At 70.2% G+C, this 12,941-nt stretch carries 14 protein-coding genes; 8 read left to right on the forward strand and 6 right to left on the reverse strand.

Features of this window, described 5'->3' with window-relative positions:
• Positions 1–61: 61 nt before the first annotated feature.
• Positions 62–1,207 (reverse strand): SPFH domain-containing protein, encoded by a 1,146-nt coding sequence (locus HWV07_RS12755; protein ID WP_178334670.1) that lies wholly within the window; start codon positions 1,205–1,207, stop codon positions 62–64.
• A 106-nt stretch (positions 1,208–1,313) separates the two neighbouring features.
• Here HWV07_RS12755 and HWV07_RS12760 point away from each other — a divergent pair, with 106 nt between their 5' ends.
• Positions 1,314–1,841 (forward strand): FxLYD domain-containing protein, encoded by a 528-nt coding sequence (locus HWV07_RS12760; protein ID WP_178334671.1) that lies wholly within the window; start codon positions 1,314–1,316, stop codon positions 1,839–1,841.
• Positions 1,842–1,852: 11 nt separating this feature from the next.
• On the opposite strand, the gene HWV07_RS12765 is transcribed toward HWV07_RS12760, so the two are convergent.
• Entirely contained in the window at positions 1,853–3,583 is a 1,731-nt protein-coding gene (locus HWV07_RS12765) for an excinuclease ABC subunit C (protein ID WP_178334672.1), read from the reverse strand.
• Positions 3,584–3,746: 163 nt separating this feature from the next.
• Here HWV07_RS12765 and HWV07_RS12770 point away from each other — a divergent pair, with 163 nt between their 5' ends.
• From HWV07_RS12770 to ilvA, 5 genes are all read left to right on the forward strand, one after another.
• The gene (locus HWV07_RS12770) at positions 3,747–4,010 is read left to right on the forward strand and encodes a DUF7967 family protein (RefSeq protein ID WP_178334673.1); all 264 of its coding nucleotides are present in this window, start codon (positions 3,747–3,749) and stop codon (positions 4,008–4,010) included.
• 90 nt (positions 4,011–4,100) lie between these two features.
• Positions 4,101–5,009, forward strand: a complete 909-nt coding sequence (locus HWV07_RS12775; protein ID WP_178334674.1) for an ABC transporter ATP-binding protein — start codon at positions 4,101–4,103, stop codon at positions 5,007–5,009.
• On the forward strand, positions 5,006–5,869 hold the full coding sequence (locus tag HWV07_RS12780; RefSeq protein ID WP_178334675.1) for an ABC transporter permease: 864 nt from the start codon (positions 5,006–5,008) through the stop codon (positions 5,867–5,869). Before HWV07_RS12775 ends, HWV07_RS12780 begins: the two co-directional genes overlap by 4 nt.
• A gap of 53 nt (positions 5,870–5,922) precedes the next feature.
• A complete protein-coding gene (locus HWV07_RS12785) occupies positions 5,923–6,348 on the forward strand; it encodes an Hsp20/alpha crystallin family protein (RefSeq protein WP_178334676.1) in 426 nt (141 codons plus the stop codon).
• Between the two features lie 315 nt (positions 6,349–6,663).
• A complete protein-coding gene (gene ilvA, locus HWV07_RS12790) occupies positions 6,664–7,872 on the forward strand; it encodes a threonine ammonia-lyase (protein ID WP_178334677.1) in 1,209 nt (402 codons plus the stop codon).
• On the opposite strand, the gene HWV07_RS12795 is transcribed toward ilvA, so the two are convergent.
• The 3 genes from HWV07_RS12795 to HWV07_RS12805 form a co-directional block, all read right to left on the reverse strand.
• Positions 7,869–8,660, reverse strand: a complete 792-nt coding sequence (locus HWV07_RS12795; RefSeq protein ID WP_178334678.1) for a YihY/virulence factor BrkB family protein — start codon at positions 8,658–8,660, stop codon at positions 7,869–7,871. The genes ilvA and HWV07_RS12795 overlap by 4 nt on opposite strands.
• Positions 8,661–8,697: 37 nt before the next feature.
• Positions 8,698–10,215 (reverse strand): glutamate-cysteine ligase family protein, encoded by a 1,518-nt coding sequence (locus tag HWV07_RS12800; protein WP_178334679.1) that lies wholly within the window; start codon positions 10,213–10,215, stop codon positions 8,698–8,700.
• 140 nt (positions 10,216–10,355) lie between these two features.
• On the reverse strand, positions 10,356–10,916 hold the full coding sequence (locus HWV07_RS12805; RefSeq protein WP_178334680.1) for a ring-infected erythrocyte surface antigen domain-containing protein: 561 nt from the start codon (positions 10,914–10,916) through the stop codon (positions 10,356–10,358).
• 137 nt (positions 10,917–11,053) lie between these two features.
• Here HWV07_RS12805 and HWV07_RS12810 point away from each other — a divergent pair, with 137 nt between their 5' ends.
• Positions 11,054–11,539, forward strand: a complete 486-nt coding sequence (locus tag HWV07_RS12810) for a hypothetical protein (RefSeq protein ID WP_178334681.1) — start codon at positions 11,054–11,056, stop codon at positions 11,537–11,539.
• A gap of 67 nt (positions 11,540–11,606) precedes the next feature.
• On the opposite strand, the gene HWV07_RS12815 is transcribed toward HWV07_RS12810, so the two are convergent.
• Positions 11,607–11,756 (reverse strand): hypothetical protein, encoded by a 150-nt coding sequence (locus tag HWV07_RS12815; RefSeq protein WP_178334682.1) that lies wholly within the window; start codon positions 11,754–11,756, stop codon positions 11,607–11,609.
• Between the two features lie 247 nt (positions 11,757–12,003).
• Here HWV07_RS12815 and HWV07_RS12820 point away from each other — a divergent pair, with 247 nt between their 5' ends.
• Complete coding sequence (locus HWV07_RS12820) at positions 12,004–12,912, forward strand: helix-hairpin-helix domain-containing protein (RefSeq protein WP_178334683.1); 909 nt, start codon at positions 12,004–12,006, stop codon at positions 12,910–12,912.
• Positions 12,913–12,941 lie beyond the last annotated feature (29 nt).

Here is a 12,941-nt window from a genome sequence, read left to right on the forward strand (position 1 = left end):
CGGCGGGTGAACTTGCTCAGCTATCGCTACGAGGTCGAGTGCCTCTGGAGAACTGACGTCCTCACTCGTCGGCGGCGTCCCGCTCGATGTCGGCGGTCTCCATCTCGAAGTCCATCCCGCCGGCGCCGTTGCCGGCCGCGATGGAGTCGATGTCGTCCAGGCCGAGCAGTTCGCTGGTCTCCTCGTCGAAGCCGAGCGACTCCAGGGGCGGGCCGTCCCCGGCGGCCCCGTCGCTGCCGGTGAGGTGTCTCCCGTACCGCGAGAGCATCGAGGTGAGCTCCTGGGGCAGGACGTACGTCGTCGAGGGGCTGGTGCCGATCTCGGTCAGCGCGTCCATGCCGCGCTCGACGATGGCGCGCTCGCCCATCGACTCCGCGGACTTCGCCCGCAGCACCGTCGCGATGGCGTCGCCCTGCGCCTCGAGGATCTGGCTCTGCTTTTCCCCCTGCGCGCGGACGATGTCGGCCTGTTTGTCGCCCTCCGCGCGCTCGACGGCCGAGCGCCGCTCGCCCTGCGCCTCGAGGATCATCGCCCGGCGGCGGCGCTCCGCGGCGGTCTGCTGCTCCATCGCGCCGGTGACGGCGCCGGAGGGGGTGACCTCCCGCACCTCGACGGCCTCGACGCGGACGCCCCACTCGTCGGTCGGGCCCTCCAGTTCCTCGCGGATGCGCGCGTTGATCTTCTCGCGCTGGCTGAGCGTCTCGTCCAGTTCCATGTCGCCCAGCGCCGCCCGGAGCGTCGTCTGCGCGAGGTTCGATGTCGCGTTCCGGTAGTCCTCGACCTCGAGGAACGCCCGCTTCGCGTCCATCACCCGGACGTAGACGACGGCGTCGGCGATGACCGGCGAGTTGTCGCGGGTGATCGCCTCCTGCTGGGGCACGTCGAGCGTCTGGGTCCGGAGGTCGAAGGGGTAGGTCCGCGAGACGAACGGCGGGACGACGTGGAGCCCCGGCTCGAGGAGTTCGCGGAACTCGCCGAAGACCGTCAGTGCGCGCTTCTCGTAGGCCTCGACGATCTCGATGGAACTGACGACCGCCGCGACGGTGATCGCCAGCAGCGCCAGCCCCACGAGGAGCATCGGGTCGAACTGGACGACCCCGGACCAGACCGCCAGCCCCACCGCTGCCGCCGCCAGCGCGGCGACCGTCAGGCTGGAGGTGACGCGGGCGCTCGCGCGCCCGAGCGACCGGGCGGCGCTTCGGGACATACCCCCGGTTTGGGCCCGTCCGCACTTGAACCCTGGCGCGCGAGCGCCGCGGTCTCTCGGGCCCGGGAGACCAGCACTGAAATGGGTCGGCCCCGTCTGGGCAACTATGACAGAGCAGCGACACCACGCCGACCGGGAGTCGCGGGCGGGCCCGCTCTCGTCGAGCCGCCGCCGGGTCGTCGCGGGTCTCGGCGCGGGCCTGGCCGTCGGGCTCGCCGGCTGTAGCGACTCTGCCCGCTCTCCCTCCTACGAGGAGCGGACGGTAGAGGGCGTCAACGGAACCGCACGGAACGCCTCGGAGATGTCCGCAGCGGAGGCCGTCGCCCAGCAGCAGGTCGACCAGAACCTCTCGATGCTGGACGCGATCACCGTCGAGGACCACGAGTTCGTCCTCGAGGACGGCTACCTGGGGTCGACCGTCCAGGGGACGCTCTCGAACACCGGCGACGACCGCCTCGAGTCCGTCGAGGTCCGAGTCCGCGTCTACGACGGCTCCGACCGTCAACTCGGCCGGTATGTCGCCAGCACCGGTGACCTCTCGTCGGGGTCGAGCTGGTCGTTCACGGTCGTCCTGCTCGAGTCGCCCGCGGACATCGCGGCCTACGACCTGGCCGCCCTCGGGATGACCGCCTGAAGGCGGCTACCTCAGAGCGCGCGGTCGATGGCGTCGGCCGTCGACTCCCCGACGCCGTCGACGCTCGCCAGTTCGTCGCGGGAGGCCTTCCGGACGCCCTCGACGCTGCCGAACCGCCGGAGCAGGCGCTTGCGCAGCTCGGGGCCGATCCCCGAGACGTCGTCCAGCGGCGTCGACACGGTGTCGCGGACGGTCTGGTGGTACTGGACGGCGAAGCGGTGGGCCTCGTCGCGGACGCGCTGCAGCAGGTGCAGCGCGGGGTCGTCGCCCTCCCAGTCGTAGACGCCGTCGTCCGTGACGACCAGCTCCTTCTCCTTGGCGAGCGCGATGGCGGGGACGTCCCAGCCGGTCTCCGCGAGCGCGTCGCGGGCGGCGCCGAGCTGCCCCTCGCCGCCGTCGATGAGCAGCAGGTCGGGGTCCGGGCGGTCGTCGCGGCCCTCCAGCGACCGCAGCGCGCGCCACCGCACCAGCTCCCGCATGTTGCCGTAGTCGTCGTTGGTCTCGTCGAGCTTCTTCCGGCGGTAGCCGCGCTTCTCCGGGGAGCCGCCCGCGAAGGTGACGTCGCTGCCGACGACGGCCTTCCCCTGGGCGTGGCTGACGTCGAACCCCTCGATGCGCTCCGGGCGGTCGATGCCGAGCCGGCGGGCGAGCGCGGTCGCGTCGTCGGCCTCGCCCGCGGTCCGGCGGGCGTTCTTCAGCGCCAGGTCGACCAGCGTCGCCTCCCGACCGGCGCCGGGCACCCGGACGGCGACGCTCTCGGCCTCCAGCCACCGGTCGACGTCCGCGTCGCCGTGGCGCTCCGGCAGCAGCAGCGCGTCCGGCAGCCGCCGGTCGGCGTAGAACTGCGGGATGAAGGCGGCGAGGACAGCCGCCACGCGCTCCTCGCCCTCCGGCGCGTCGACGCGGTGGCGTTCCCGGTCGACGAGCTTGCCGTCCTCGCTGTGGAGCCGCGCGACCGTCGCCGAGTCGCCCTCGACGGCGACGCCGAGGACGTCGACGACCTCCTCCTCACGGTTGACGACCGCCTCACCGCCGCCCTCGTGGAACGCCTCGACGGCGTCGAGCTTGTCCCGGGCCGCCGCGGCGCGCTCGAAGGCCTGCTCCTGGGCGGCCCGCTCCATCTCCCCGCGCAGCGGCTCGGCGAGGACGCCCGTCTCCCCCTCGAGGAACCGGACCACCGACTCGGTGTCGGCGAGGTACTCCTCCGCGCCGATCTCCGCGGTGCAGGGCGCCGTGCACAGCCCCATCTCGTAGTCGAGACACGGTCGGTCCCTGTTCGCGAACTTGTGGTCCGAGCAGCCGCGGATGCCGTACGTCTCCCGCAGTGCCTTGACGACGGTCTCGACGCGGCCCTTGTTCGTGAACGGGCCGAACACCGTCGCACCGTCCTCCGGGTCGCGGGTCACCTCGATCCGCGGGAACTCGTGGTCGGTCAGCTGGACCAGGGGGTAGGACTTGTCGTCCTTCAGCCGGACGTTGTACCGCGGCTGGTGGCGCTTGATGAGGTTGGCTTCGAGGAGGAGCGCCTGGGTCTCGGTGTCCGTGACCGCGAAGTCGATCCGCTCGGCGGCGTCGACCATCCGGCGGATGCGCCGGCCCCGCGGGTCCGCGTACGACCGCACCCGGTCCCGGAGGTCGACGGCCTTCCCGACGTAGAGGACGTCGTCGCCCGCCTCGAAGTGGTAGACGCCCGGCTCTCGGGGCAGGTCGTTCGCGCGCTCCCGGACCGCCACCGCGTCCATGTGTTGTCGGTTAGTGGTGGCGGAACCGTATCAGCGTGACGCGTCGGGTCGCCCTTGCCTGGTTTGGGCTCGCCGACCGTGCGCTCCCGCCGAACATCTCGGAGGCCGGCGGGGCTCCCGGGAGCGGCACGTACAAACGACCGGCGGACCAACCGCACACTCGATGACCGACACCGAGCGGCTGTGGATGGTCGAGCGCACCTACACGGACCGGGACCTCGTCGTCCTCATCTACGCGACGCCGGACGGAAAGCAGCAGCTCCGCAAGGAGCTCGCCTCGACGATGCTCCAGCGGACGACGATCACGGCGGCCGTCGACGCGGACCCGGAGGACCTCGAACCGGTCGCCGACGAGGAGACGCGGGAGCGTTACGCCACCGAAGTCGAGCGCGTCCGCGAGGACCACGAGCCGGACGACCCGATCTGAGGCGGCGGCGCCCCGTTTTGGAAATGATTAACACACGTCAGGCGGGCCCTAAAGGCCTATAGGTCCGGGCTTTGAACCGCCGACAGAATCATGGCCGCCATCGAGCTGGACGGCGTACGGAAGTCCTTCGGCGACGTGCGCGCGTTGCGCGGCGTCGACCTGGAGGTCGAGGAGGGCGAGATCTTCGGCTTCCTCGGGCCGAACGGCGCCGGCAAGTCCACGACGATCAACATCATCCTCGACTTCGTCCGGCCGGACGGCGGGTCGGCCCGCGTGCTCGGCCGCGACGTCCGCGAGGAGAGCGTCCCCGTCCGGGAGCGCACCGGCGTGCTGCCGGAGGGGTACGACCTCTACGACCGGCTGACCGCCCGCGAGCACCTCGAGTTCGCCATCGACTCGAAGGAGGCCGACGACGACCCCTACCCCCTGCTCGAGCGCGTCGGGCTGGCGGACGCGGCCGACCGGAAGGCCGGCGGCTTCTCCACGGGGATGCAGCAGCGGCTCACGCTGGCGATGGCGCTGGTCGGCGACCCCGACCTGCTCATCCTCGACGAGCCGTCATCGGGGCTGGACCCCAACGGCGCCCGGCAACTCCGGACCATCGTCGAGGAGGAGGCCGCCAACGGCACGACCGTCTTCTTCTCGAGTCACATCCTCGGGCAGGTCGAGGCGGTCTGCGACCGCGTCGGCATCATCCGCGAGGGCGAGGTCGTCGCCGTCGACAGCATCGCGGGGCTCCGCGAGAACGTCGCCGGCGGCTCGACGCTCGTCGTCGATGTCGACCGGGTACCGGACGACGCGGTCTCGCGGCTCGAGGGCCTCGACGGCGTCTCCGAGGTGACCGTCCAGGGGACGACCCTCCGGGTGGCCTGCGCCGACGAGGCGAAGATGGACGTCGTCGGCGAACTGGAGGCGGCGGGCGCGACCGTCTCCGACTTCTCGACCGAGGAGGCGCCCCTGGAGGACCTCTTCGCGGCCTACACGGAGGGCGACGCATGAGCGTGCTCGCCGTCGCCGAGAAGGACTTCCGCGACGCCATCCGCTCGCGGCTGCTCATCGCACTGACGACGCTGTTCGTGCTGTTCGCCGCGCTCGCCTCCTACGTCGTCTCGGAGATCGAGCCGCCCCAGCAGGCGACGATCACCGGCGAGATGACGACGGCCCTGCTGATCAGCGGCCTCGTCCGGGCGACGGCCGTGTTCATCCCCATCGTCGCCATCGCGGCCGCCTATCGCTCGCTGGCGGGGGAACGACAGAGCGGAAGCCTGAAGCTGCTGCTGTCGCTGCCGAACAGCCGCGAGGACGTCGTCGCCGGGAAGTTCCTCGGCCGCGCCGCGGTCGTCTCCGTCGCGCTGCTGATCGGCTTCTCCATCGGGCTCGTGGTCACCGCGGCGCTGGCCGACGGCTTCGCACCGGTGGAGTACCTGGCGTTCGTGCTGATCTCGCTGCTGTTCGCGTTCGTCTTCGTCGCCATCGCGGTCGGCATCTCCGCGTTCACCTCCTCCACGTCCCGGGCCGCCTACGGTTCGTTCGGCCTGTTCGTCGTCTTCCAGTTCCTGTGGGGCATCCTCGGCCGGGGCATCGTCTACGTCGCGAACGGCTTCTCCTACGAGGGTATCCAGCAGGGCGACAGCCTCTACCAACTCTACCAGTTCATCCAGATCCTCAGCCCCACCACCGCCTACCAGCAGGGGACGAACTGGACGATCCGGCTCATGGCCGACGACCAGAGCCTGGACCAGGCGGTCTCCGAGTTGCCCTTCTACGTCCAGGACTGGTTCGGCTTCGTCGTGCTGGCGCTGTGGATCGTCGTTCCGCTGGCGATCGGCTACCTCCGGTTCGAGTCCGCCGACCTCTGAGGCCGACCCCCCGGGAATCCTTTTTGCGTCCGCGGCCCCTCGTCACCGACACGATGTCCCGGAACCCCTTCGACGAGATCGAGCGCATGTTCGACCGGATGAGCAGCCAGTTCGACCCCACTGAGGGCGGCGCCCTGGGCGGCCCCCTCGGCGGCTCGGTCGCCGTCGACGTCGAGGACGCCGGCGACGAGTACGTCGTCACGGCGGACCTCCCGGGGTACGACCGCGAGGACATCGACGTCCAGCTCGCCGGCGAGCGGCTCACCGTCTCCGCCGACCACACCGACGCCACCACGGCCGAGGAGGACGACGGCCGCTACGTCCGCAAGGAGCGCCGCCAGCAGTCGGTCAGCCGGACGATCCGGCTCCCGGAGGCCGTCGACGAGTCCGGCACCGAGGCGGAGTACAACAACGGCGTCCTCACGGTGACCCTCCCGAAGGTCGGCGTCGACGACGGCCACGACATCCCGATCAACTGACCGGCCGGCCGAGATCGAGCCCCCGCTTTCCCCACCGATTCGAACCCCGTATCGAACCGTCGGCCGGCCGTCGAACGACCGTCTGACGACGGCCTCACAGCGCCGCCCGCTGCCGATTTCACTTTCAGTATGCATGGGCGGGTTTTATGTTCCTCCCCTCCCCCGAATCAGTTGCACACGCTCCTTCCCCTTTGGTCGCTACACTCCGAGCGGCGGTGCTCCCCCGGGCGAGGTCGACCGCACACCGACCGTTCCCGTCCGCCGGCGGACCCGCCGCCCGGAAGGCCTACCACCCAGCCCCGACTAGGCGGGGGTATGCTCGAACTCGCGGACGTGACGGCGGCCCGCGACCGCGTCGCTGAGACGGCGCGGGAGACGCCGCTCGAGTACTCCAACACCTTCTCGAAGTACACCGGCGCCGACGTGCGCCTGAAGCTGGAGAACTTCCAGCGCACCGGCTCGTTCAAGATCCGGGGCGCCACCAACATGATCGCCCAGCTCGACGACGCCGAGCGCGAGGCCGGGGTCGTCACCGCCAGCGCCGGCAACCACGCCCAGGGCGTCGCCCTCGCGGCCACCCGGGCGGGCGTCGACTCGACCATCGTCATGCCCGAGTACGCGCCCATCTCAAAGATCAACGCGACCGAGGAGTACGGCGCCGAGGTCGTCCTCCACGGCACCGACTACGCCGACGCCGCCGACCGCGCCCACGAGATCGAACGCGAGGAGGACCGCACCTACGTCCACGCCTTCGACGACCCCGCGGTGATGGCCGGCCAGGGCACCATCGGCCTCGAGATCGCCGAGCAGTGCCCGGACGTCGACACGGTCGTCGTCTCCATCGGCGGCGGGGGCCTCATCGCCGGCGTCGCGACCGCGCTGAAGGCCGCCACCGACGCGCGCGTGATCGGCGTGCAGGCCGAGGGCGCCTCCAGCGTCGCCGAGTCCCTGCAGAAAGGCGAGCGCGTCGAGCGGGAGTCCGTCGACACCATCGCCGACGGCATCGCGACCCGGACGGTCGGCGAGCACACCTTCGACGTCATCGAGGAGCGCGTCGACGAGGTCGTCACGGTCTCCGACCCCGAGATCGCCGACGCGCTGACGTCGCTGCTGGAGCGGACGAAGGTGCTCGTCGAGGGCGCCGGCGCCGTCCCCGTCGCGGCCGTCCTCGAGGAGCGCTTCGACTACGAGGACGGCGAGACCGTCGTCCCGGTGCTCTCCGGCGGCAACATCGACCTCAACGTCCTCACCACCGTCGTCACCCGCGGGCTCGTCGAGCGCGGCCGCTTCCTGCGGATCAGGACCGTCCTCAAGGACCGCCCCGGCGCGCTGGTCGACCTCGCCGAACTGCTCGCCGACAACCGGACCAACATCCACGCCATCGAGCACGACCGCGCCTCCAAGGACATCGCGATGAACGCCGCCGAGGTCGAACTCGACCTCGAGACCCGCGGCCCCGAGCACGTCCTCGACCTGCTCGAGACCCTGGAGGCCGCCGGCTACGAGGTCGAGGTGCTCTCCTAGTCGCCGGCGGCCCCCGACGCTTCGCGAAACTCGGCGACCGTGGCGTTGACGACGACGCCCAGCATGAGCGCGGCGGCGGCGATGTAGAGGCTCGTGAAGATGAGGATGATGCCGCTGAGGATGCCATAGAGGGCGTACTGTCCGGCGTTGGAGGCGTAGAAGACGACGCCGGTCACGAGGGACGTCCACCCGAGCGCCGCGGTGATCGCGCCCGGCAGCGCCGAGACCAGATCCGTCACGACCTGCGAGGAGACGAAGTACAGCGGGAGGAACGCGAGGGTGAGCGTCACCAGGAGCACGCCCGGCGCCAGCCACGTGACGAACGGCACCGTGGAGCGGGCTGCCACGAACCCCTCCGTGAACACCACGGACCCGACGGCCAGGCAGAGCGACGCGAAGATGCCGGCGGCGTCGCGGAGCTGTTCACCCCAGGTCCGGCCGTCGAGCCCTTCGACCCGCTCGACGATGGTCTGGAAGGCGACGGTCATGTTGGCGCCGCTCCAGGCGAAGACGCCGATGGCGAACAGGGTCGCGCCCGCCCGGCCCGAGGCGACCGCCAGCGACTCGTAGACCAGCAGCTGGGCCTCCGGCGCCAGGAGCTGCGGCAGCGACCGGTCGAGCCGGACGACGGCGGCCCGGTCGAGGAGCCCGACAGCCAGCACGAGCAGCGGGAGGAACGCGACGAACCCGTAGTAGGCGAAGGCGGCCGCCGGATACTTGACGTCGTGCTCTTCGGCCGACCGGAAGACGGCCACCGCGAACTCGACGACGTCCTCCCGACTCGGCATACGCCAACTAGCGGGAGCGGACGTAAAACGGCAGCCGTCAGGCCCCATCGTCGCCCAGCCAGTCGACGAACGTCCCCTCGACCAGCGTCTCGGACTGCTCGTCGATGTACTCGGACTGCATCCCCCAGATGGCCTGGGCGAACGGCTCGCCGCGGTCGACGGCCCGCCGGACGCGGCCGTGCTTCCAGCTGGCGGGCGTGACGCCGCGGTCGACGCGCTCGCGGAGCGGCTGGATGTAGCGGTTGGCCTCCTCGGCGTCCATCCCGCGGAGCTCGAGGCCGTCGCGGGCGAGCTCGAACAGCTCGGCGTACAGCTCCTCGGTGTCGGTCGTCTCGGTGGCGTCGGCGGTGACCCACCGCAGGTCGGCGTCGAGGCCCTCCCGGACCGCCGCGTAGAAGTTCTCGCGGGCGACCGCCCAGGACTGGTCGTAGACGGGGTGTTCCCGCCGCGGGAGGCTCTCGAGCAGCCCGGCGAACACTGCCTGCAGCGCGACGGTGTCGCGGACGGTCGGCTGGGCCGGCAGCGGCCGGAACTCGATGCGCGCGTTGGCGCCCTTGCGTGTCCGACCCCCGAAGACCGGGCGCACCCACCGCCAGAAGCTCCCGTGCTTGTGCCGGAAGTGCGCGAACTCGTCGTCGAAGCGGTCGCCGGTCTCGACGGTCGCGGGCACGACCGTCTCGTCGGTCGCGATCCGCTCGAGGGCGTCGTCGATGTCCTCGAGGTCCCGCGGGAACGTCACCTTCTCGTCGTCGCTGGGGTTGAGCACCGACTCGAAGATGGGCACGCGGTTCTCCATCCACCCCTCCGAGAGGATCGTCTCGGGGTCGGCGTGGTAGAGGTCCGGCGGGAAGAACGGCGAGTTCACGGAGACGGCCAGCAGCGGCCCCGCGATGCGCAGCGCGTACCGGAAGTTCTCCGGGAGGTCGTGGGCGTGGGCCATCTGGTAGTGCGGCTGGATAGAGGTGATGAGACTCTCCGGCATCACCGTGTCCGCCGACAGCGAGACGTGCGGGGCGTCCAGCTGCAGCTCGGCGGCGTAGTCGGTGTTGGCCATCGCGTGGTACCGGACGGCCGCCGACATGTTCGTCGCGAGGCGGACGCCCTCTTCCTCGACGCTGTCGGTGAGGTAGCCGGTGGCCGTCTCGCCGACCGGCGGCACCGTCCAGAGGCCGTCGCTCACGAGGGCCATCCCCTCGCGGGCGACCTCGTTCTGGGCGGCGTCGAGCTTCGCCTGCACCTCGGCCTCCTGGGCGCGCAGGCCGTACTTCGAGAGGGGCTGCGGCGCCGTCGACAGCTCCGCGTTGTGGAGCCCCAGCTCCTTCTCGAAGCCGATGTACTCGAGCAGGCGCCGGGGGACGCGCATCAGCGCGTCGGTCTCGGCGTCGACGGCGTAGAACTCGTACTCCAGGCCGACGATGGCCTGCGGGTTGTCGAAGGTGCCCGCCTCGATCTCCTCGCGCAGCACCTCCACCTCTGCCTCGACCCGCGACGCGAACTCCTCGCCGTCGGCTTCCAGGGCCTCCTTCACCTGCGCCGCGAGCTCTGAAGCGGACATGTGTCCCCCTCCGTCGGGGAACGGTTTGAAACGTGGGGCTCCGGCCGCGTCGGCGTGCCGGGACGGCGCCGTCGCTCCGGAGGCGAGACGCGAGAGAAAAGGGAAGAACTAGTGGGGAACTCTGAGGGAGTCGCCGCCGTTCAGGCGACCGTGTCGCCGACCTGCTCCGTGGCCTCCTCGACCTGGTTCTGGAGCTGCTCGGACTGCTCCTCGACCTGGGCCTGGAGCTCGTCGATCTGCTCCTCGAGGTTCTCGAGGGCCTCGACGGTCTGGTCCTCGAGGTCCTCGCTGGTCTCCAGCAGCGACTGGACCTGCTCGTCGAGCTGCGCGAGGAAGTCCTCGAGCATCTCGTCGACGGACTCGGAGCCCTCCTGGAGGTTCTGCTCGATGGTCTCGAGGGCCTCGGACTGGCTCTCCTCGAGGGCGTCGAACTGCTCGTCGACGTTCTCGCGGACCTCGGCGAGGACCTCCTGGTCGCCGGGGACGGTGGCCTCGACGGCGTCGAAGTAGGCGTCGACGCTGCGGCGGAGGAGGTCGTTGCTGCGCTGGGAGACGCCCGCTGCGGAGTCGAAGCTCTCGACGAACGTCTCGTTGACGGTCTGCTGGAACTCGACGCCGCGTGCGAAGACGCGGTGGGTCTGCTCGATGGCGTTGCGCTGGAACTCGAAGACCGGACTGACGGCGGAGTCGTTCTGGCTCATTGTACTTCCAACTACCACCCGAGAGGATATAAACTTACCGCTGAATGGCATCGGATGGTTTCAGATGGCATCAGGTGTCTGCTAACTGCCCTCCGCGGGTGACAACTGCCTTCGGGCTGGAGCCCCAAGCCGTGGACATGACCGACGACGGGGGCCAGCTGACGATCCCGGAACTGGCCGAGTACTGCCGGACGCAGGCCGGGCTGCTCTCGGGGCGCGTCCAGACCATCGGGGAGGAGGCCGACGACCTGCTCGACGAGATCGACGAGGACATCGCCGGGATGCGGACGCGGCTGGCCGACCAGGGGGCCCCGACCGCCGCCGAGCCGCCGGCGACCGCGGCCGGCGAGGACGACGTCGAGGACCTCGAACAGCTGGAGGAGGAACTCCAGACGAAGCAGGCGCTCGTCGAGGCCAAGCAGACGCGGATGGAGCTGTTCCAGGACCTCGCCGCCGGCTACGTCGAACTGGCCGAGGAACTGGAGACGGACCTCGACGACTGGCAGGCCGCCCTCGACCGCGTCGTCTCCTTCGAGCGCGACGCCGACGCCCCCGCGTACTTCGACGAGCGCGAGACGCTCCTCGAAGCCGTCGCCACCAGCGGCGACTCGACGCCGGACTGAGCCGTCGCCCCCTCTCCTTCGCTTCTCGACCCCACTCGAGCGTACCGGCTGTACTCCGTTCCGGTCGTCAGCTCCGCTGTTCCTGTCCGGCACCGTCGCGACCCTCGCCCTCGTCGTCTCCGCTTCGGCGCAGTCCCTCGACGACGAGCGCCGCGACACCGATCGCGAGGGCCCCGAGCGCGAGCACCCAGGGCCCCGTCTGTGAGGTTTCTTCCATCGCTCGTACTAGGGCCCGCCGGTGCATGAACGCTGGGTCCTGGCCCGGTCTCGCCGTCTGCTCGTCGTCGTCGCCGTCCGGGTCCAATTCACGTTGGCTCTCCAACAGGATGGTAACCATCTGACGGTATCGAAAGGCAACGAAAGCCTTTGCGCGGCAACCCTTATCAGTGTGAGTCCCCTCGTTTCAAATGCGAAGACCAGCGGCGGGGTGGCTTCTGGCCATCTCGCCGCCCACCACACAACCCATGACTAACGCAACCACACCGATCCACACGATGTTCGAGATGCAGCGACAGGCGACCAGGCCGGCCCAGCAGCTGTTCGAGCAGGGCCTCGAGATCCAGCAGAACGCGACCGAGGCGTTCCTGCGCAACAGCATGACGGCCCAGCGTTCCGCCCAGAAGCAGGGCGCCGAACTCGCCCACGAGGTGACCGACGCCCAGATCGACGCCTTCGAGTCGGCCGTCGACAAGAACGAGAGCGACTTCCGCGCCGCGATGGACGAGCAGTTCGAGCAGAACGCCGAGCTCACCCAGGAAGTGCTCAACTCCCAGTTCGAGGAGGGCGCGGAGTTCTTCCAGCAGCTCCTCAACGCGCAGTTCGACGCCTTCCAGTCGGCCCTGGAGTCCGAGGACTTCGACGTCCGCACGACCGTCGACGAGCAGTTCGAGGCGTTCTCCGACGCCCAGGACGAGGCCTGGGACGAGTTCGAGCCGGAGTTCCTCGACGCCTTCGAGGACCTGAACGAGCAGCAACAGCAGTTCGTCGCCCAGTCGATCGACGCGTTCCTCGACGCTCACGCCGACGCGGAACGGCAGACGATCGAGGGCGTCCAGCAGGCCGAGGAGGCCGCACGGACGGCCCAGGAGCAGACCGAACAGGTCGCCCGGACCACCCAGGAGAACGCGGAAGACCTGGCCGAGGAGACCGCCGACGCGGCCGAAGAACAGGTCGAGACGCAGGCGGAGGCTGCCGAGGAGTCCATCGACACCCTCGCCGACCTCGGCACCGACAACGCCGACCTGCTCTACGACCAGGGCTACGAGTCCATCGACGCGCTGGCCGAGGCGAACGCCGACGCGGTCGCGACGGCCGTCGGCGTCTCCGAGTCCGAGGCCGAGGAGTGGATCGAGGCGGCCCAGTCCGGGATCTAACTCCGACGAGCAGCGTTTTTCTTTCCGCG

Origin of the sequence: Natronomonas salina, from assembly GCF_013391105.1 — an archaeon.
Taxonomy (GTDB): domain Archaea; phylum Halobacteriota; class Halobacteria; order Halobacteriales; family Haloarculaceae; genus Natronomonas; species Natronomonas salina.

Bases quoted from the DNA above. Each gene is read 5' to 3' on its own strand.
- HWV07_RS12755 (WP_178334670.1), bottom strand. From the start codon at position 1,207: ATGTCCCGAAGCGCCGCCCGGTCGCTCGGGCGCGCGAGCGCCCGCGTC.
- HWV07_RS12760 (WP_178334671.1), top strand. From the start codon at position 1,314: ATGACAGAGCAGCGACACCACGCCGACCGGGAGTCGCGGGCGGGCCCG.
- HWV07_RS12765 (WP_178334672.1), bottom strand. From the start codon at position 3,583: ATGGACGCGGTGGCGGTCCGGGAGCGCGCGAACGACCTGCCCCGAGAG.
- HWV07_RS12770 (WP_178334673.1), top strand. From the start codon at position 3,747: ATGACCGACACCGAGCGGCTGTGGATGGTCGAGCGCACCTACACGGAC.
- HWV07_RS12775 (WP_178334674.1), top strand. From the start codon at position 4,101: ATGGCCGCCATCGAGCTGGACGGCGTACGGAAGTCCTTCGGCGACGTG.
- HWV07_RS12780 (WP_178334675.1), top strand. From the start codon at position 5,006: ATGAGCGTGCTCGCCGTCGCCGAGAAGGACTTCCGCGACGCCATCCGC.
- HWV07_RS12785 (WP_178334676.1), top strand. From the start codon at position 5,923: ATGTCCCGGAACCCCTTCGACGAGATCGAGCGCATGTTCGACCGGATG.
- ilvA (WP_178334677.1), top strand. From the start codon at position 6,664: ATGCTCGAACTCGCGGACGTGACGGCGGCCCGCGACCGCGTCGCTGAG.
- HWV07_RS12795 (WP_178334678.1), bottom strand. From the start codon at position 8,660: ATGCCGAGTCGGGAGGACGTCGTCGAGTTCGCGGTGGCCGTCTTCCGG.
- HWV07_RS12800 (WP_178334679.1), bottom strand. From the start codon at position 10,215: ATGTCCGCTTCAGAGCTCGCGGCGCAGGTGAAGGAGGCCCTGGAAGCC.
- HWV07_RS12805 (WP_178334680.1), bottom strand. From the start codon at position 10,916: ATGAGCCAGAACGACTCCGCCGTCAGTCCGGTCTTCGAGTTCCAGCGC.
- HWV07_RS12810 (WP_178334681.1), top strand. From the start codon at position 11,054: ATGACCGACGACGGGGGCCAGCTGACGATCCCGGAACTGGCCGAGTAC.
- HWV07_RS12815 (WP_178334682.1), bottom strand. From the start codon at position 11,756: ATGGAAGAAACCTCACAGACGGGGCCCTGGGTGCTCGCGCTCGGGGCC.
- HWV07_RS12820 (WP_178334683.1), top strand. From the start codon at position 12,004: ATGACTAACGCAACCACACCGATCCACACGATGTTCGAGATGCAGCGA.